The 18645-nt window shown below is 66.7% G+C and carries 17 protein-coding genes and 1 pseudogene; 14 read left to right on the top strand and 4 right to left on the bottom strand.

Annotation, left to right across the window (positions count from 1 at the left end; genetic code table 11):
* Window positions 1-222: 222 nt before the first annotated feature.
* On the bottom strand, window positions 223-912 hold the full coding sequence (locus LJE69_RS09935) for a tellurite resistance TerB family protein (protein WP_296924420.1): 690 nt from the start codon (window positions 910-912) through the stop codon (window positions 223-225).
* Window positions 913-1092: 180 nt separating this feature from the next.
* On the opposite strand from LJE69_RS09935, the gene LJE69_RS09930 reads away from it, so the two are divergent.
* The 10 genes from LJE69_RS09930 to LJE69_RS09890 all read left to right on the top strand — a co-directional run bounded on the left by LJE69_RS09930 (window position 1093) and on the right by LJE69_RS09890 (window position 10603).
* Window positions 1093-1725, top strand: a complete 633-nt coding sequence (locus LJE69_RS09930) for a nucleotidyltransferase family protein (protein WP_296924418.1) — start codon at window positions 1093-1095, stop codon at window positions 1723-1725.
* Window positions 1726-1743: 18 nt separating this feature from the next.
* Window positions 1744-2457 (top strand): VWA domain-containing protein, encoded by a 714-nt coding sequence (locus tag LJE69_RS09925; protein WP_296924416.1) that lies wholly within the window; start codon window positions 1744-1746, stop codon window positions 2455-2457.
* A gap of 37 nt (window positions 2458-2494) precedes the next feature.
* Window positions 2495-3289, top strand: coding sequence for a DnaJ domain-containing protein (locus tag LJE69_RS09920; protein ID WP_296924414.1), 795 nt, complete (start codon window positions 2495-2497; stop codon window positions 3287-3289).
* A gap of 124 nt (window positions 3290-3413) precedes the next feature.
* Window positions 3414-4610, top strand: coding sequence for a serine hydrolase (locus LJE69_RS09915; protein ID WP_296924412.1), 1197 nt, complete (start codon window positions 3414-3416; stop codon window positions 4608-4610).
* An 85-nt stretch (window positions 4611-4695) separates the two neighbouring features.
* Window positions 4696-6423, top strand: a complete 1728-nt coding sequence (locus tag LJE69_RS09910) for an alpha/beta hydrolase (protein ID WP_296924411.1) — start codon at window positions 4696-4698, stop codon at window positions 6421-6423.
* A 994-nt stretch (window positions 6424-7417) separates the two neighbouring features.
* On the top strand, window positions 7418-7852 hold the full coding sequence (locus tag LJE69_RS09905; protein WP_296924409.1) for a hypothetical protein: 435 nt from the start codon (window positions 7418-7420) through the stop codon (window positions 7850-7852).
* 283 nt (window positions 7853-8135) lie between these two features.
* The gene (locus tag LJE69_RS20985) at window positions 8136-8306 is read left to right on the top strand and encodes a cyclophilin-like fold protein (protein WP_367114650.1); all 171 of its coding nucleotides are present in this window, start codon (window positions 8136-8138) and stop codon (window positions 8304-8306) included.
* A 723-nt stretch (window positions 8307-9029) separates the two neighbouring features.
* On the top strand, window positions 9030-9776 hold the full coding sequence (locus LJE69_RS09900; protein ID WP_367114654.1) for an SDR family oxidoreductase: 747 nt from the start codon (window positions 9030-9032) through the stop codon (window positions 9774-9776).
* 182 nt (window positions 9777-9958) lie between these two features.
* On the top strand, window positions 9959-10366 hold the full coding sequence (locus LJE69_RS09895; protein ID WP_296924405.1) for a cupin domain-containing protein: 408 nt from the start codon (window positions 9959-9961) through the stop codon (window positions 10364-10366).
* Between the two features lie 3 nt (window positions 10367-10369).
* Window positions 10370-10603 (top strand): tautomerase family protein, encoded by a 234-nt coding sequence (locus LJE69_RS09890; protein ID WP_296924403.1) that lies wholly within the window; start codon window positions 10370-10372, stop codon window positions 10601-10603.
* 242 nt (window positions 10604-10845) lie between these two features.
* On the opposite strand, the pseudogene LJE69_RS09885 reads toward LJE69_RS09890, so the two are convergent.
* Window positions 10846-11019 (bottom strand): annotated as a pseudogene (locus tag LJE69_RS09885) (GxxExxY protein); the annotation flags it as partial.
* 222 nt (window positions 11020-11241) lie between these two features.
* On the opposite strand from LJE69_RS09885, the gene LJE69_RS09880 reads away from it, so the two are divergent.
* The 3 genes from LJE69_RS09880 (at window position 11242) to LJE69_RS09870 (ending at window position 14356) form a co-directional block, all read left to right on the top strand.
* Window positions 11242-11676 carry a MarR family winged helix-turn-helix transcriptional regulator gene (locus LJE69_RS09880; RefSeq protein ID WP_296924401.1) on the top strand — a complete coding sequence of 145 codons (435 nt, stop codon included), beginning with the start codon at window positions 11242-11244 and terminating at the stop codon, window positions 11674-11676.
* 36 nt (window positions 11677-11712) lie between these two features.
* Window positions 11713-12792, top strand: coding sequence for an HlyD family secretion protein (locus LJE69_RS09875; protein WP_296924399.1), 1080 nt, complete (start codon window positions 11713-11715; stop codon window positions 12790-12792).
* Between the two features lie 67 nt (window positions 12793-12859).
* Complete coding sequence (locus tag LJE69_RS09870) at window positions 12860-14356, top strand: DHA2 family efflux MFS transporter permease subunit (RefSeq protein ID WP_296924397.1); 1497 nt, start codon at window positions 12860-12862, stop codon at window positions 14354-14356.
* Window positions 14357-14462: 106 nt separating this feature from the next.
* Here the strand turns inward: LJE69_RS09870 and LJE69_RS09865 are convergent, their stop codons facing one another.
* Entirely contained in the window at window positions 14463-15746 is a 1284-nt protein-coding gene (locus tag LJE69_RS09865) for a serpin family protein (protein ID WP_296924395.1), read from the bottom strand.
* Window positions 15747-15904: 158 nt separating this feature from the next.
* Between LJE69_RS09865 and LJE69_RS09860 the strand changes: the two genes are divergently transcribed.
* Window positions 15905-16570: a ceramidase domain-containing protein gene (locus LJE69_RS09860; RefSeq protein ID WP_296924393.1), complete on the top strand. Its 666-nt coding sequence runs from the start codon at window positions 15905-15907 to the stop codon at window positions 16568-16570.
* Between the two features lie 10 nt (window positions 16571-16580).
* Here the strand turns inward: LJE69_RS09860 and LJE69_RS09855 are convergent, their stop codons facing one another.
* The gene (locus LJE69_RS09855; RefSeq protein WP_296924391.1) at window positions 16581-18632 is read right to left on the bottom strand and encodes a transglutaminase domain-containing protein; all 2052 of its coding nucleotides are present in this window, start codon (window positions 18630-18632) and stop codon (window positions 16581-16583) included.
* Window positions 18633-18645: the final 13 nt, after the last annotated feature.

The raw sequence follows: 18645 nt of genomic DNA, 5'->3' as shown, positions 1-18645 counted from the left end.
AACGCTGGCCGATCATGGCGAGCGGTTGGACAGAATCGAGCTTCTGTTGTCTGCTGTCGAGCAGAAACTCGGGAGCCTGTACGCGCTGTCGGGCAGTGATCGCGAGGATCGTAGGTCGGGTTACGCTATCGCTAACTCGACCGACATTGAGCGGCAGCAGCCGGACGCCCCGAGCGATCCCGGGGCGCGTCCAGCGAGCCAGCGTTTGCGCGCTCGGCGGCGTCAGGCCGTCGCCTGTGCCTTCTCCCGTAGCTGCTCGGCGAGCGCCGGCTGGATGTTCAGCGCCGCGGCGAGCTGATCGAGATAAGCCTTTTCGCTGGGATTGGCCGCGTCGATGACGAACAGCGAGGCGAGATAGATCTCGGCGGCGGCGGCCGGAGAGTCGGCGCCGGCGGCGACCTCCTGTACATCCAGCGGCCGCGCCAGCTCCGCCTCCATCGTCTGCCGGGTGGCATCGTCCAGCCCGAGGCTCGCGATGGAGCGCTCGATGGCGGCGCGCTCGGCATCGTCGATGTGACCGTCGGCCTTGGCCGCCGCGATCATGGCCTTGAACAGCGCCTTGCTGCGATCCTCCGCCTCGGCGCCCGGGAGTTGCTGCACCGGCGTGCCCGCGTCCGAGCTGTCGCCCTGGTCCGCCTGCCAGGTTTTGAAGGCGTCGTGGGCGACCTTGCCGAGCAGGCCGATGCCGCCCAGGGCCGCGGCGGTGCCGGTGAGCTTGCGGCCGACGTTGGTGCCCAGCAGCGCCACCAGCGCGCCGCCCGCGAGGGCGCCCTTGCCGAGGTTGCCGAGCATGGCGTCGCGCTCCGGTCCCTCCGGCGGCAGCTTCATGTGCTTCTCCGCGAAATCGCTGCCTTGGGCGGCGAAATCCTTGCCGGCGGCGAGCATCTGGTCGAGCATGTCTTTGAAGGCCATGGCTGAAATCCTCTTGGGTGGTGGTGTCTTGTTGGCATTTGCCGCTGGCGGCCAGCGGAGTCTAGATGGGAACGATGACGGCCGCATGTCGGGGGATGCGGGGAACGGAGCGCTTCGGCCCGCCCGTCCGTCGCACCGGGCGGATGGTCGAGCGGAGGATCGGGTGGATAGAGGGGGTGAATGAGCATTCGGGCGCTCTTGCTCGCCGCTGGCTCGGGGCGGCGCTTCGGCGGCGACAAGCTGAGCGCGCTGCTGGCGGATGGCACGCCCATGTGCGTCGCCGCGGCGCGCAACCTGCTCGCTGCCGGCTGCGATGTGCTGGCGGTGGTGCGCGCGCCGGAGGAGGGCGTCGGACCCGTGCTGCGGCGGCTTGGCGTGGTCGTCATCGGCTGCGCGGACGCGCACCTCGGCATGGGACACAGCCTTGCCTGCGGAGTCGGCGCCAGTCAGGCTGCGGACGGGTGGGTGGTGGCGCTCGGCGACATGCCCTTCTTGCAGCCAGCGACCATCGCGGCGGTTGCGCGGGCCGTCGCGGCGGGCGCCGGGATCGCGGCGCCGACGCTGGACGGCCGGCGTGGCCACCCGGTGGGCTTCGGCGCCCGCTGGCGGGATGCGCTGCTGGCCTCGCGCGGCGATCAGGGGGCGCGCGCATTGCTTGTGGCCCACGCGGATCAGCTCGTTACGATCCCCGTGGACGACCCGGGTATCCTGCAAGATCTCGATCGGCCCGGCGACCTTGCCACAGGGCCGGTGTGGATGGGCGCCGCGGCGCGGCACCCGGGCGCCGCCACCCGGTCCAATCGGGACGATTGAAGCCCCATCTAGACATCTATGAGCAAATCCGGCAAAGACCTCCAGAAGACCTCCAGCGACGGCGAGATCGACGCCTTTCTGGCGCAGGTGGCGCGTACACCGCAGCGCGCCGGCGCCGGTGCGCGCGGGCGGCTCATCTTCGCCATGGACGCCACCGCCAGCCGTGAGCCCACCTGGGACCGGGCCGCCGACATCCAGGCGGCCATGTTCCAAGAGACCCGTGACCTGGGCGGGCTGGAGGTGCAGCTTTGTTGGTACCGCGGCTTTCACGAGTTCCATGCCTCCCCGTGGTGCGGCAGCGCCGACGAGCTGCTGCCGCGCATGACCCGCGTCTACTGCGCCGCCGGTCTGACCCAGATCGGCCGGGTGCTGGCCCACGCCAAGGCCGAGGCCGGCCGCGGCGCCGTGAACGCCCTGGTGTTCGTCGGCGATTGCGTGGAAGAAGACCACGATGCCCTCGCCGGGCATGCGGGCGAGCTCGGGCTGCTCGGCGTGCCCGTGTTCGTGTTCCAGGAGGGGCGCGAGCCTGGTGCCGAGCGGATACTCCGCGACATCGCCCGGCTCTCCGGTGGCGCCTGGTGCCCGTTTGATCACAACAGCCCGCAGGTGCTCAAGGACCTGCTCAGCGCCGTGGCCGTGTTCGCCGCCGGAGGCCGCCGGGCGCTGACGGACTTCGGCCGTCGCCGCGGCGGCGCGGTGCTGCAACTGACCCGGCAGCTCGGCGAGCGCTGACGGCATTGGAGACGTTGATGAGGTTTAGAGGTCGCATATGGCCCGGCTGATCGTCCTGCTGGCGGTGGTGTTGCTGCTGTGGTGGTTCCTGCACTGGTTCCGCACCACGCCGGCGCCCAAGGTCGCCGCGGTGCTGCGCAAGGGCGCCGTCTGGGCCGTTGTGGCGCTGGTGCTGCTGGCGGTGATGAGCGGGCGGCTCAACCCCATCTTCGCGGCCGTCGCCGCCGCCGTGCCGGTGGCGATGCGGGCGCTGAACCTGCTCCAGTCGCTGCCGGCGTTGCATCGGCTGTTGCAGTCCCTGGGGCTCGTCGGGCCGGGTGCTCCCGGCGCGGGTTCGGGCGGCGGCGCGGGCGGTAGCGCCGGGAGCGCTGCTGGCGCCGGCAGGACCTCGTCCATCCGCACCCGTTACCTGGACATGAGCCTCGACCACGCCAACGGCGTCATGGACGGCGAGGTGCGTGAAGGCCCGTTCACCGGCCAGAGGCTCTCGCAGCTCTCGCTGTCGCAACTGCTGCGGATGCTGGAGCTATACCAAGAATCCGACGCTCGCTCCGCGGCGGTGCTGACCGCGTACCTGGACCGCGAGCACGGCGACTGGCGCGACGCGACGGCCGGCAGCGGCGAAGCCCCAGGCGGCGGTGCCCACGCCGCTACCGGGGGGATGACCAAGGAGGACGCTTGGTCTATCCTCGGTGTTGAACCCGGCGCCGATCCCGAGACTATCCGCGCCGCCCATCGCCGCCTGATGCAGCGCCTGCATCCCGACCGCGGCGGCAGCGACTACCTGGCCGCGCAGATCAACGCGGCTAAGGACTTGTTGCTGGAAGATTAGGGCGCGCACTCCGTGCGCGGCACGCAGTGCTGAGCACGGCGTACGGGGGAGGTAGGCACTGCATGAGTGCCCCGAGCGATGGAATTTAGGTCGCGGCTAGCACAAGACTTTTCAGGAAAAAACCATGAACCGTCCAACGGCCGCCGTTGTTGTCGTCGCCGCAATGTGCCTTGGCCTTCCCGGCGCTCGCTCTTTCGCCGACACGTCCCAAGCCACGCTCGAATCGAAGCTCCAGACCATCGCCGACAGCTACATCGCCGACACCGCGCCGGGGGAGCGGGCCACGGCGATCTCGATCAGCGTGAGCCTGCCGGGCGATGCGGGCACGGTGAACGTCGCCTCGGGCAAGGTCTCGAACGCGCCGGACGCGGCGGACGTGACGCCCGAGACGCTGTTCCAGATCGGCAGCATCACCAAGTCCTTCACTGCGGTGACCCTCCTCCAGCTCCAGTCAAAAGGCGTGCTCGATCTCGACGACACGCTTGGCACTTGGCTGCCGGAATATCCCGCCTGGAAGCATGTCACGCTCCGTCAACTGCTCAACATGACGAGCGGCATCCCGAGCTACGACGACATCGATGCCATGCTCGACAGCATCGCGAAGGTGGGCCTCTCGCGCCACTTCTCGCCCGAGGTGCTCGTGGGCTTCGCGGATCCCTCTTATCCCAGCGCACCTGCGCCGACAACGGGCTATTCCTACTCCAACACCAACTACATGCTCGCCGGCATGGTCATTGAGCGCGCGACCGGCAAGCGTGTCCGCGAGAACTTCGAGGAGCGGTTCTTCGGCCCGCGCTCCGGCCTGACCTCGACTTACTACCGTGACGAGATCTATCCACCCGAGATCACCGACCGGATGGCCTCGGGCTATTTCATTGCCGACGGATATGCGCCCCTTTGGGCCTATGATGGCGCCGACGTAATGCTGGAGGACATGTCTTGGGCGGGCCCGGCGGGCGCGATCGTTTCGCGCCCCGAGCAAGTCAACCGCTGGGTCCGCGCGCTTTTCGGCTCGGGCGATCTTCTCGACCCCGCCGCGCGCGACGAGCTGACCCAGATGGTCTCGATGAAGACGGGCAAGCCGATCGATGGAGTGACCACCGACGACCCCCGCGGCTTCGGCCTTGGCGTCTCCGGCTTCGCCTCGAAACTCGGCACCGGCTGGCAGTATGAGGGCGAGACCAATGGCTACCGCGTCCTCTATGTCTATCTCATGGACAAGGACCTGATCGTGACCATCGCGCTCAACAGCGGGGCGGAAGGTGACGCCGACCACGCCGGTGAGTTGGCGCTTGCGGTGATCAAAGCGGTGGAAGGGTGAGGGCGCTGCAAATCCGCCAGCCTGCCGCGCCGCCGTTGACAAAGGCGTCGTTACCATTCCATCGATGAATTGCGCCGAGGTGTCCATGAGCATGCGTTCCGAGCGTGCCCCATCCGCCATCGAACCGCGCCCGCAACGCCGCTGCCGGCAGCCGATCGCAATGACCGCCGCATTGGCGATGACCGGCCTGCTGGACGTCGCATCTCCTGTCGTCGCCGCAACACCGGAGCTGGCCAGCGTACGCGTACCCGTGCTCGACTGGCAGCCCTGTGCCGATGAAGACGGCTTCGAGTGCGCGACCGCCGACGTACCGATGGACTATTCGCGGCCGCGCGGCAAGACGTTCAGCCTTGCCCTGATCAAAGCGCCGGCACAGGACCCGGGCAGCCGAATCGGGACCCTGTTCTGGAACCCGGGTGGCCCGAGCGATGTCGGTACTCAATACCTGCCGGCGTCCGTTTGGGGCTTTCCCGAAGCGGTGCGGCGCTCGTTCGATGTCGTGAGCTGGGACCCGCGCGGCATGGGAGGGCGCACCACTCCCGTCGTCCAATGCTTCGACAGCGAGGAGCAGGAGATCGGCTTCCTTGAAGCCGCATTCGCCGACCTCCCCGCTATCCCCGTATCCGCGCGGGAGCTGGCGGGCTACATCGAAGGCCACACCAGGCTCAATCGACGTTGTCTGCGCAGGAATAGCGACCTGCTGGCGCATGTATCGACGGCAGACAACGCACGCGACCTTGACCTTTTGCGCCAGGCGGTCGGCGACGAGGAACTGACCTACTACGGAACCTCCTACGGCACGTTCTTAGGAGCGACCTACCTGAACATGTTTCCGGACCGGGTCCGGGCGGTCGTCCTCGACGGCGCCGCCGACCCCAGGGCCTGGGCTGGCAACGACGGCGACGGGGCGTTGCTGAGCACCTTCGTGCGGATCGGCTCGGACTTGGGCGCCGCGGATACAGTCAGTGAATTCATGAACCAATGCGGCGACGTCGACACGGCCAGCTGCGCGTTCTCGGCCGGATCGCCCGAGGCGACATGGCGCAAATGGGCGACTCTTCTGGCGCGCATCGATGCGTGCCCCGTGACGGCCGGGTCGGTCGACGGTCTCGATCAGCCCGTCGACAACCGGGCGCTGATTGCGTACGTGACGAGCAAGATCTACCTCCTGCGCCCATTGCCCGGCTTCGGCCGGTTCCCGGGATGGCGTGCCGTTGCGGAGGCACTAGAGAAGGTCTGGGAGGCATCGCAACAGCAAGTCGGGGACGGCGACGTCGCCGCGTGCCTTGCCGCTCAGCCCCTGGCCCCGCCGGCCCCCGCCGAGGAACCGGCGGGGGAAGCGGCCGAGGAAGCGGCAGGGCCGCCGGCGCCGTCCACCTACGTCACCAGCGTGGGGCGCCAACGCTCGGTGATCTGCGGGGAGAGCCCCAACCCGACGACGCCGGCGGCGTACGCGGCGCAGGCGTGGTTTTCGTACGAGCGCGCCGGACTCAACGGCTGGCCCTTCGGGGCCGTGTGCAACCGCTGGTCGGTCAGGGCGTCCAATCGCTATCTCGGGCCGTGGGACACGCCGACCCCGCCGGTACTCGTGATCGGCAACACCTTTGACCCGGCCACCCCGTATTCCAGCTCGCGGCGCATGGCCGACGAGCTATGGGACGGCCATTTGCTAACCGTCGACGGCTTCGGGCATACCCAACTGCTCAATCCGAGCCAGTGCGCGCAAGACTACGTTGCCGCTTATCTGATCGACGGAGACCTCCCGCCCGATAGCGCCCGGTGCGCGCAGGAGTCTCCGCCGTTTTCACAATGAGCTCCGCATCCCGCAAAGGCAGCGGCGTCGGGTGCAGCAAGCGGACAGACCGTGGAAGTATGTTGCTCGCCGCATCCAAAGCGTTCTTTTTTAGTCGGGCCGACGAGGGAGGGCCGACAAACCGGCGGTTAGGTCGCGCGCGGTGTTGGGCTTCGTTCCTCAGCCTGATCTACGGAGCATTCTTTCTCAGTCTCGGAGCGGTTCCACCAATGGCGTGTAACGGAAAACGGGAAAATGGGGACGCACCACGTTTTCTGCATGGCACCCAATGAATCGCCGGCCATGATCATAAGTCCTTCCACCGCCGTGGGAGCGCCTTCTTCGGCGTGACGGCCGCGGTCACCAGAGATGGGGGCAAGTCTTGCAATCAAGCATCAACGGAGACGCTGGAGCGGTGCACAAAGGCACGAGGTTCTCCGTCGGTGTGCCAGATTCGTGCCGGCGTTTTGCACCAAACACGCCATATTGTGCGGATAGTCGGTAACTGTCGTCGGCACCTTCACAAGAGGATTCGCGGTTTTTGCGCGCTTGTAGTTCCAGCTATCGGCTGATTTCTCTTTGGACGTCATGATCAACTGGCACCGCCTTTTCGGCCTGACGCTGGACGACTACTTCACCGGTACCGGCTATGCGGTGGAGTTGGAGAAGGACCTGGCGCGCAAGCGCCAGCTGCTCGACGTGCTGGTGATCCGCGAGCCGGAGCGCACGCCCGTGTGGCGACTGCCGGCGCCGTGTGACGGGCTGGAAGGGCTGCGCGCGCACAACCTGCTGACCTACAAGTCGCTGCACGAGAGCCTGGACAGCTGGGCGATCGAGGAGCTGATCGGCCACTATGTCAACTACCGCAAGGCGTTCGCGCCGGGTGCCGCGCCGGACGCGTTCGGGCTGTATGCGGTGTCCACGCGCCATCCCGCGCGCTGTTCGAGCAGGTGCAGCCTGCCGAGTCTAAGCCTGGCGTCTACCGCCTCCCGGCGATCGGTCGTGCGGTCGTGCGGTGACCGTCATCGTCCCGCGCGCGGTCGAGCGCGCGCCGCGCAACGCGCTGTGGGAGTTGTTCAGCGCCGAGGCGGAGCGGGTGGCCGAGGGGGCGCGCAACTTCCGCTGGCAGGCGGCCGATCATCTGCCTATCCTCAACGAGCTGTACCGACACTACCGCAATGCGGGCCTGCGCATGTCCTACACCATCGAAGACTTTCGCCGTGACGTGGCGCTGGAGGTGCTGCCGGAGCTGCCGCCCGAGGAGCGTCTGCGTGGGCTACCGCCCGAGGAGCGCTTGCGTGGGTTGCCGCCTGAGGAGCGCTTGCGTGGGCTACGACCCGAAGAACGCCTGCGCGGGCTACCACCCGAGGAGCGCCTGCAAGGTCTGAGCAAGGAAGAGCTCGTGCGACTCCGTGCGCTGCTCGATCGCGAGCTGCCGGATACGGACTGACGTCGGCCGGTGATCAACTGGCACCGCATCTTTGGCCTGACCTGGAAAATACAGGCACAAATCCTGGGGTGTCCCCAAAACATCGGTTGCCTCGGTAAAGGCTTAACTGCGTGCTGACGCGCTGAGGCCGCGTGCCCGGCGCCGAGCCGGGCACGCGGCGAGCCGGCTGGAAGCCGGCGCTCCCAGCGGGCCGTGCAGGTCGGGAGCAGTCCGGTGCGGCGCAATTCGTGGGAATACCTCACGTCCCCTATTGCTCTCCAATCGTCGGGGACGACGCCCAGCGATGCGAGAACTGACGTCTGCGATTCGATACCACGGACGCGTTGGCCGACTACACCCGGAAGCGGGTCATATCACCTATTCGGCACCCGTGGGCAATCTGGCGATCTTCTGCACGCCGGTCCGGACCTCCGGCGGCCACATCCGCCTCGGCACCTTCGCCGATCTGCCCTGAGCATATCTTCGACCATCTCGCGAAAATGGCTCCGGGCCGCCGGGCGTCCGCGCTTGCTCCCACACTGGAGAGATTGGGCAAGTATGGGAGGTCGGGTTAGCGCAGCGTAACCCGACGATGGGCGCCAGTCAGGGCGCCAGTCAGGGCGCGAGTAAGCCGTTGATTGTCGCGTTACGCGATCGCTAACCCGACCTACCATGCCCTGATTTCGGCGTTGCGAGCAATATTTGCCCGGTCTCTGGAGCACGGGAGCCAGTGCCGTGGCGCTGGTCGGACTTACCATCGGCGCCAGGTGATCGACGCCCTGCTGAAAATGCGGCGCCGGTGCGGACGGCGTCGAGGAGGCCGAGTCGTAGGGCCGGTCTTGACGGCACGCTATGCCGACGGCACAGGGCGGGGCGCCCTGCCGTGGATGTTCCAAGATGACGAGGAAACGGCATCAACGCGGACGTGATCCGGATCAGTGGCGTCGGTCTCAGCTCAAGCGAGAAGAGCGGCGAGAAAGGGGCGGGTGTCGCGAGCAGCCGGCTCGAGCGCAGCCACGCCGACGCCCTTGGCATCCCTCATGCAGTTGCCAGCACGGATGCGTTGATTGCCTCGCCCGCAATCGACGTGGTCGAGAAGCCTGCCCGCTCCGGACCGCGTGTTGCGCTCGCCCCCGCGAACCGGGCCGTTCCGCTGCTCGCATCACAGCGGCAAACAACAACCTCATGGGAGATCGTCATGACTGACAACATCACCGGCAAAGTCATCGTCATCACCGGCGCCTCCAGTGGCATGGGCGAGGCGACCGCCCGCGATCTTGCGGCCAAGGGGGCCAAGGTCGTGCTCGGCGCCCGCCGTGCCGACCGGCTCGAGGCCATCGTGCAGGACATTACCGAGGCCGGAGGTGAGGCGGTCGCTCTCGCCACCGATGTCACGAAGCTCGACAACGTCCGGAAATTGGTCGACACCGCCAAGGAGACCTACGGTCGCGTGGACGTGATCTTAAACAACGCCGGCCTCATGCCGCTTTCGCCGCTGGAGAGCCTGCGGATCGACGAATGGGACCGCATGATCGACGTGAACATGAAGGGCACGCTCTACGGCATTGCCGCCGCGCTGCCCTACATGAAAGAGCAGAAGTCCGGACACGTCATCAACGTCTCCTCGGTCTACGGCCACAAGGTCGTTGCCACCGGCGCCGTCTATTGCGCCACCAAGCACGCCGTGCGTGCCATCTCCGAAGGGCTGCGTCAGGAGGTGAAGGACTACAACATCCGCGTCACCACCATCTCGCCCGGGGCGGTCAGCACAGAGCTGGCCGATCACATCAGCGAGCCCGGACTGGCGGACGACGTCAAGGACGTCGTGAGCCAGATCGGCTTGCCGGCCAGCACCATGGCCAGCATGGTTGCGTTCGCGATCTCACAGCCGGAGGACGTGGACGTGAACGAAATCCTGTTCCGTCCGACCGTGCAGCCGGTTTAGCCGTGCACCGCTGACAAAAGGGCACCTCGAATAATTCGAGGTGCCCGCGTCTCGAAAAATGCCATGGAGGGCATTTTTCGAGGTCCGCAAAAGGAGCAGCAGAGAGATGTCTTGGCCTGCCGCTCACCAACTGGATGGTCAGACCGCGACCTTCACCACCGACGAAAAATGGGAGGTAATCAATGGAAATTGCGCGTAACGGAACCCGACCCTCGGTCAAAGGGCCGGACGAGTGGTTCACCGGCGATGTGCGGATCGATTCGCAGTTCCAGCGCAGCGAGCCGTCACGGCTGACGGGCGCCATCGTGACATTCGAGCCGGGCGCACGCACCGCCTGGCACAGCCATCCGCTTGGGCAGACCCTCATCGTGACTTCCGGGACAGGTTGGACCCAATGCGAACGAGAATCTCGCGTGGAAATCCATGCCGGAGACGTGATTTGGTGTCGGCCCGAGCACAAGCATTGGCACGGCGCCACGGCAACGACGGCGATGACGCATATCGCTATTCAGGAGGCGCTCGACGGCAAGAACGTCACCTGGATGGAGAAGGTGACGGACGAAGAATATCTTGCCAGCGGAAGAGCGTGAATCATGCCACATGTCATCGTGAAACTCTGGCCTGGCAAGAGCGATGAGCAGAAGGCGCGGCTGACCGAGGCAATCGTGCGGGATGTGACGAGCGTGCTGCACTATGGCGATGAGTCTGTCTCGGTCGCGTTCGAGGAGATCGCCCCGGAAGCTTGGACCGAGCAGGTGTTCGAGCCCGACATTCTCGGGAAATGGGACAGTCTCGCCAAGACGCCCGGCTACGGTCGAAAACCCTGATCATTGCAGCAGAATCGGACATGTTGTCCGGCTAACGACGACCGGCCGAATCGGCAGGGACGCTGGGGAACGATGCGAGAACTGAACGGATGCGGCCTCGCAACAATGGGCCTTGATCATCACTCCGACCATCAAGTGACAATGGCTCGGGACGCGGAGCGTCCGCCCTTGCTCCCAACGCTTGAGCGTGGGAGCCAGCGCCCTGCCGGTGGGTGGACTTACGATCGACGCCTTCATTTGCCTCATTTCTCTCTTTTTCTCTGCGCCTTTGCGTCTCTGCGCGAGATATCTTTCTGAATCGGCACCTGGCGCTCAACGCTCAGTCCGCGTTGCTCCAGCTCGTGCGCGAGGGCTGGTTCGTAGACCGAGTCGAGCAGGCCTGGACCCGGCGCGCGATGTACCGTCAGCGCGCCATCGACGACGACATTGGCTTGAGGGGGACACCCATTGAGCCCTTATTCACGCCTAATCAATACGCGTGTCGACACCCTGACGCCGCGTGCCCGGCGTCGAGCCCGGCACTCGGCGCGCCGGCTGCAAGCTGTCGCTCCCGGCGGGCCGCCTGCCTTGCGGCGGCTTGCCTCAGATACTAACTCGTAGTATATAATAAGTAACATATACTATATGCTAACTATCTGATGCAACAGCAGGAAGACAGCCTCGGGTTCCTGATTGCGGATGTGTATCGACTGCTCCGGCGCGCCTTTCAGAAGCGCTTGGAGGCCAGCAGCGCCTTGACGTTGGCGCAGGCGCAGACCCTGGTCTACATCTCGCGCAACCAAGGCGTCCGCCAAGTCGTCATCGCCGACATGCTCGACGTTCAGCCCATCACGCTGGCGCGGTCGATCGACCAACTCGCGGCGGCCGGGCTCGTCGAGCGCCGGCCGGACCCGGCAGATCGGCGTGCTCACCTGCTCCACTTGACGCCGGAGGCGGCTCCCCAACTGGCGGCGATTCGTGACGTGGGCGCGGCGATCAGCGCGGAGGCGCTGCAAGGGCTCACCAAGGACCAAGTCGGTACGGTGTTGCTCGCTTTGGGCCAGATGCGCGATCAACTCACGGTGCGGGGATAGCTTCAGGCAGTTGGCGATCCTCGGAGACAACTGAGCATGACCCAGGATTTGATATCCCGTGAGCCGTCGACCCCAGTCGCGGCCGGCCGGGCGGGCCGTCGGCGCAAGCGTCTGGTCTTGATGGTCTTGGTGCCGCTGTTGGCCGCACTCGTGGGCGGTGTCCTGTATCTGGGCAGCGGCCGTTATGTCGAAACCGACAATGCCTACGTGAAGGCCGACAAGGTTCCGATCAGCACGGAAGTGTCGGGTGTGATCGCGCGCGTACTCGTCGAGGAGAATCAGGCCGTGCGGGCGGGGCAGCCGCTGTTCCGGCTCGACGCCGCACCCTTCGAGCTGGCGATGGAGAAGGCGCAGGCCAAACTCGCTCAGGTGCGCACCGAGCTGCTGGCGTCGCAGGCGAGCTATCGCGAGAAGCAGGCCGAGATCGCGCTGGCCAGAACCAAGCTCGCCTTCGCTCGCAAGGCACAGCAGCGCCAGGCTGATCTGGTGGCGAAGAAGTTCGTCTCGGCCTCCAATTTCGATGATGCCAGCCAGGCAAAGGATCTTGCCGAGCAGCAGATCGCCGCGCTGGAGCAAGACCTCGGGCGCATCGCCGCCACCCTGGGCGGCAACGCCGAGGCGCCGTTCGAGCAGCACCCAAGGTACCGCGAGGCGCTGGCCGAGCTGAATCAGGCCAAGCTGGACCTGCGCCGCACCGAGGTGTCCGCGCCGCTGCCGGGGACCGTTAGCCGCCTGCCCAAGCCGGGTCAGTACACCGCGGCCGGGTCGACGCTGATGGTGCTGGTGGTGACTGGAAAGCCGTGGATCGAGGCCAACTTCACCGAGACCGATCTGACCTATGTGCGTCCCGGGCAGCCGGTGGACATCCGCATCGACACCTATCCACAAAATCGCTGGAAGGGCGTCGTCGAGAGCTTGAGCCCGGCGACCGGTGCCGAGTTCTCGGTGATCCCGGCACAGAACGCCACCGGCAATTGGGTCAAGATCACGCAGCGGCTACCGGTGCGCATCCGCATCGCCGCGGCTGCGGATCAGCCGCGCCTGCGTGCTGGATTGAGCGCCGACGTGGAGATCGATACCGGCCATCGCCGGCAACTGCTCGGCCTGTCGCTCTGACGGTGGTGCCGTGATCAGACTTCGAGCCCCCGGGCGGGCGATCGGCGAGCACCGCGGATTCATCACCTTGTCGGTCATGCTCGCGACCGTCATGCAGGCGCTGGATACCACTATCGCCAACGTGGCGCTCCCGCACATGCAGGGGGCCATGGGCGCGACGCAGGACCAGATCTCCTGGGTGCTGACCTCCTACATCGTTGCGGCGGCGATCTGCATGCCGCTGACTGGCTTTCTTTCTGCGCGCTTTGGGCGCAAACGGATCTTCGTGTGGTCCGTGGTCGGGTTCACCCTGTCGTCCATGCTCTGCGGCGCGGCGCAGAGCCTGCCGCAGATCGTGCTCTTCAGGCTGTTGCAGGGCGTCTTCGGCGCCAGCCTGGTGCCTTTGTCGCAGGCCGTTCTGCTCGATACCTATCCGCGCGAGCGCCATGGCTCGGCTATGGCCTTGTGGGGGCTGGGCGTCATGGTTGGACCCATCCTGGGGCCTTCTCTCGGCGGTTGGCTGACCGAGTACTACAGTTGGCGCTGGGTCTTCTACATCAATCTGCCGTTCGGCGTGCTGGCCTGCCTGGGTCTGATCACCTTCGTGGGCGAGACCACGCTCGAGCGGGTGCGACGCTTCGACTGGCTGGGCTTCGCCTTGTTGAGCCTGGGCATCGGCGCCCTACAGATGATGCTCGATCGCGGCCAGACACTCGACTGGCTGAATAGCCCGGAGATTATCGTCGAGACCCTCCTCACCGGCTTGGCGCTCTATCTCTTCGTGGTGCACATGCTCACGTCGGAGCATCCCTTTATCGAGCCCGGGCTCTTCAGAGACCGCAACTTCAGTGTCGGGCTCGTCTTCATCTTCATCGTGGGCGTCATTCTGCTGACCACGATGGCACTGCTGCCGCCGTTCTTGCAGAACCTGATGGGCTATCCGGTGATCGACGTCGGGCTCATCCTGGCGCCACGCGGGTTCGGCACCATGATCGCGATGGCCACCGTGGGGCGTCTGTCCGGCAAGGTCGACCCGCGCGCCATGATCCTGCTGGGGCTGCTGCTGACGTCCCTGTCACTCTGGGAGATGACGGGCTTCACGCTCGACATTTCGGGCTGGGACGTGGTGCGAACCGGCGTCACCCAAGGGCTCGGGCTCGGGTTCATCTTCGTGCCGCTGTCCACGCTCACCTTCTCGACCCTGGCGCCGCACTACCGCAACGAGGGCACCGCGCTGTTTAGCCTGATGCGCAACATCGGCAGCAGCATCGGGATCTCGGTCGTCGTCTCCTATCTGTCACAGCGCACCCAGATCAACCACGCAGCCTTCGCCGACTACATCACGCCCTTCAATCTGGCCCTGAAGCAGGCGGCTCAGGCTGGAGGCTATGGGCTGGGTACGACGCAAGGACTGGTCGGGATCAATGCGGAAGTGACCAAGCAGGCCGCGACCCTCGCCTATTTGCAGGATTTCCGGCTGATGATGCTGGTGAGCCTGGCGGCGCTGCCTTTGCTGCTGTTGCTGCACCATCCCAACCGGAACGAGAGACTCGCCACGCGCGCATCGAGCCCGTCGTCGGCATAATGCCCCGCCAACCCGCGGTTGCAATGAAGGATTGCTGGCGCAAGCCTGTAGGTCACATGGCGTTCCAATCGTGCATGCGCCGGAGCGCTCACCGGCGCTCCCGCCGTCAAGAAGGATCCAGCAGCCGCCCCAGGAACAGGATCGAGCCGGTGTTGCCGTCCACGATGGCGTAGATGAAGGGCCGGTCCAGGCGCAGCGTGACATCGGTTATCGGCATGGAGGTCACACCCGCGACGATGCCGGTGGCGGCGGCGGCCTCGGTCCCGTTTTCGTCCACGCTCACGAACGCCTTGTGCAACGCCGCGCTGATGAACAGGTTGCCCGCTGCCTGCGAGAGATCGGCCATGCCGGAGAAGTCCGCCGCCTGCGGGTCGAAGGCGTCGGTCATGCCGAGCGCACGCAACACCCCGTCCAGCGAGACCTCGTACTCCAGCTTCCAGCGCGGCATGGTGAGGATCACGCTCCGTGTCGGCAGATCGTCCAGCACGTCCTGGAAGAATTCGGCGTTCAGTTGGGCTTCCACATCGTCAAAGCGCCCCTCGTCCGGCAGGATGACCAGCATCGCGCCCTGTCCGCTCGTGTACGGCAGCCTGATGGCCTGATACCCAGCTCCCGCCGTGTAGCCGAACGGCGCCACCTGGTGCATCATGGGCACCATCACCTGTGTGCCATCCAGCAGCGTGAAGGCTTCGTCGGCGGTTGCTCCTTCGTTGAACTGGCTGGCCCACTGTCCGTAGAAGTAGATCGCGTTGGTCAGCACCAGGCGGGTCATGGCATCCACGCTGCCCTCCGGCAGCAGGTCTTGGATGCGATCCTCGGTTTTTTCGGCCACCCAGTCGTTGATCACCTGACGCGCGTCTTCTGGCGCGGTCTGGAAGTCGAGCAGTATCAGCGGTGCGTTGTAGTAGCGATCAAGCAGGTCCACATAGTCCTGGCGAAAGGGGAAGCCCTCCTGCCCCCACAGCGCATTGGCGATGTTCAGGATGAGCCGCTCTTCCTCCGGCACGTTGGCGTCCGCCGGCGGGGTGCGGATGGCTGCATCCAGTGCGGCGAAGGCCGGATTGAGCTCGGCCTGCGGCAGGGTAAAGTGCAATGCTTCGGCCATCTGCGTCTCGGTCTCGCCGCGCGCGCCGGCGTAGGTCATCGCCAGCGCCATCGACATGCTGTAGGGCGAAAAGAAAAGATTGCCGTCACCCGCGGCGGCCAACCGCTGGTAGAGGTCGAAGGCGAAGGCCGTATTGCTTTCCAGCACGGCTTCATAGTCGGCCTGGGCGCTGGCCTGCCTTGCCGGAAAGCAGAACGCCACCGCGCACAACGCCAGCACGAGCGTCATCCGCGCCGCGCGGTTAGGCAGTTCCCGTATCGGTAAAAGATCGCTGAGTGTCATCATGGGTTTGTTCCTGAGGTGGACCCCGGGGGCTGGACAGGTCGCAAGGCTTTGCAGGGCGGATACTGACTTCAAGAGTAAACATCGGCGGATTTTCGGATGCTCCGGGATAGCCTTAAAAAGTCAGCAGAAGTCCCGGAGCGTCCTTTGCGTGAACTTCGGTGTCGATTGATACGCTGATGCTCGACGTCTACTGCGAACGCGCGGGCGCCGCCGGCCTTTGGGCCGAACCGGTCAATGCGCTGACCAATCTCGCCTTCATCGTCGCGGCGGTGGTGGTCGGGTTGCGGCTGGCGCGGGCGCCCGGGCTCGGCTGGCGGAACGGCGGGGACCTTTGGCTGCTGGCCTTGTTGCTGGCGGTCATCGGTGTCGGAAGCGGTCTTTACCACACCTTCGCAACGCCCTGGGCGTTGCTCGCGGACGTCCTGCCCATCACGCTGTTCATCAACGTCTATCTGCTGGCCTTCGGCTGGCGCGTGCTGGGCCTGCGCTGGGTGGACCTGCCGCTGCTCTGGCTCGGCTACCAGGCCGTGAGCTTCGGGCTCGTGGCCGGTGTCGGTGCGGACGCGCTGAACGGCTCGGTGGGCTATCTGCCGGCGCTGGCATTTCTCGTGGCCTTTGCCTGGTGGCTGCACCGGTCCCGGCATCCCATGTGGCGCACCATGGTGCTGGCGGCGGCGCTGTTCGCCGTGTCAGTCACCCTACGGACGCTGGACCCCGTGGTCTGCGGCTGGCTGCCGGTGGGCACGCACTTCCTTTGGCATCTGCTGAACGCGCTGTTGTTGTTCCTGCTGCTGGACGGGTTGCTTCGGCACGGCCGGGACTGACGCGGCCGGCTCAGCGCCAGCGCCGCTGGCAGTCGTCGAGCAGCCAGTGCAGTCGGCGCTCGGCCGCGGGTTCGATACCGGCGGGGTCGAAACGGCGGCGGTAGTGCAGGGTGACGGCGTCGGTGAGCGCGGGTGCCGCGCCGACGCCTTCGCCGTGCAGCCGCCGCGCCCATTCCAGCAGCGTCTCGCCGTCGCGGCGGCCGTGGCCGAGCCTCGCCGCGGCACGCTCCAGCTCGGCAAAGACCGTCGGTGCGCGCGCCTGCCGCTGTGCCGGCGGCGTTACACCTTCGCCGCCGCCGCGGCGGATGCGTCGGGCGATGCGCCAGGCCAGCAGCAGCACCAGTGCGACCAGCGGGAGCAGCAGCCACTGGCGGTCGTGCCGGTCCTCTTCGGCGGCGCCGGAGAAGGATAGCCGCAGCCAGGCCAGGAAGTCGCCGATCTGCTGCGTCCACGGGCGCTGGTCGGCCTCCAGCACCGACCACTCTGGCGGCGTCGGGTCGAACGTTTGCCAGCGGCCGTCCACGAAGGCCTCCAGCCAGGCATGGGCGTCGCTGTCGCGGCCGATCCACGCATGCTCCAGCGGGCTGAATTCCTGCACCGACCAGCCGCGCACGTAGCGGGCCGGGATGCCGGCTGCGCGCAGCACCAGGGCGCCCGCGGTGGCGAAGTACTCGCAGTGGCCCGAACGGCTGACAGTCAGGAAGCCCGTCAGCGGACCCGTGTCCGGCGGCGTCGGCGGCAGGTCCAGCGTGTAGCGGAAGTTGCGCGTGAAGTAGTGCTGCAGGGTCTTGATGGCCTCTGCGGGTGGCAGCCTGGCGAGGCCGAGGTTATCGGCAAGGGCCTTGATGGCCGGGGCATCCGGGCCGATCACGCGCAAGTCTGCGTCGCCTGGCGCAGTCTCGAAACCGGCGCGCGCCGGCCGTGGCGCCACGTATGCATGGTAGTTGAGGAGCGGTCGGCCGCCGCCGGAGCGATAGCGCAGGGTGCCGTAGCCGTTGCGGTGCAGTTCCAGGCCCTCGAGGCCGCTGACGCTGGTCGTGCCTTGCGGCACCGGCAGCAGGCCCTCGGCGCGGCGCAGGAGCATGACGACGCGCATGCCGTTGTCATTGGCGGCGGCCTGCGCCGTGTCCGGCAGCAATGGCCGGCGCCCGCGCTGGTCCGGCACCGGCTGGAACAGCGAGCCGGTGGTGAACCAGGTGCCGTTCACGTAGCGGTCGTAGCCGGCGGTGCGCAGCAGCAGCGGGCCGGCCTGCGGCAGGTCCGGATAGACCCGCAGCAAGATGCGGGTGGAGCCCTTGAGGCGACCCACCTCGCCGATGGCGGTGGTGGCGCGGTAGGGGTCGAGCCCGGCGCCGAGCCAGTGCTCCATCCAGGCCAGTACCGCGCGCTCGGCCTCCGCGTGGCCCCAGCGGATGCCCGCGGCCAGTGGCATGGCCAGCGCCAGCGTGAGAACCAGCAGTCCCGTCGCGAGCGGCGTGCGCCGCGGCAGTGCCGGCAGCCAGGGCCAGAGCGCGCCCGCTGCCAGCGGCACCAGCGTGGGCAGGAACCAAGGCGTTTGCGGCTGGATCATGGACGCGGATAGTACGCACAGCAGCAGGTAGGGCCAGCGCAGGTCCGCCAGCAGTTCGCCCCCCGGCCGGTGGCCATTGCGGCCCGCGCGCAGGCTCAGGAACAGCACCGACAGCTCCACCCCCGGCCGCCGCGAGAAGAGCTGCACCGCGAGCAACGGGAACAGCAGCCCCGGCAGCCACTGGATCAGCAGGATCAAGGCGACGCCGAGCCGGGCCTGGTTCAGCAGCAGCCAGGCGCCGGCGAGCATGATGAGCAACGAGCACAGGTCCGCGACGCGGCGGCGCTCGGTGGTGGCCAGCTCGAAGCGCCGGCCGCGCCAGGCCGGCAGTGCCGCCAACAGCGCCAGCGGTGCCGCCAGCCACCAAAGCCCCGTGTGCAGGCCCCAGAACAGGAGTCCCGCCGGGATCAACCACGCTGGCGGCTCCCGTTGCGCCGTCAGCGCTTTGACCGGGGCCGGCTCGGCCGCGGCGTCAGCGGCATGCTGCACCATTGGCGTCGGCGGG

The organism is Thiohalocapsa sp. (assembly GCF_022340605.1).
GTDB lineage: Bacteria > Pseudomonadota > Gammaproteobacteria > Chromatiales > Chromatiaceae > Thiohalocapsa.
Note: the sequence above shows the minus strand (reverse complement) of the source record. Positions and strands in the feature narration are given on the sequence as shown.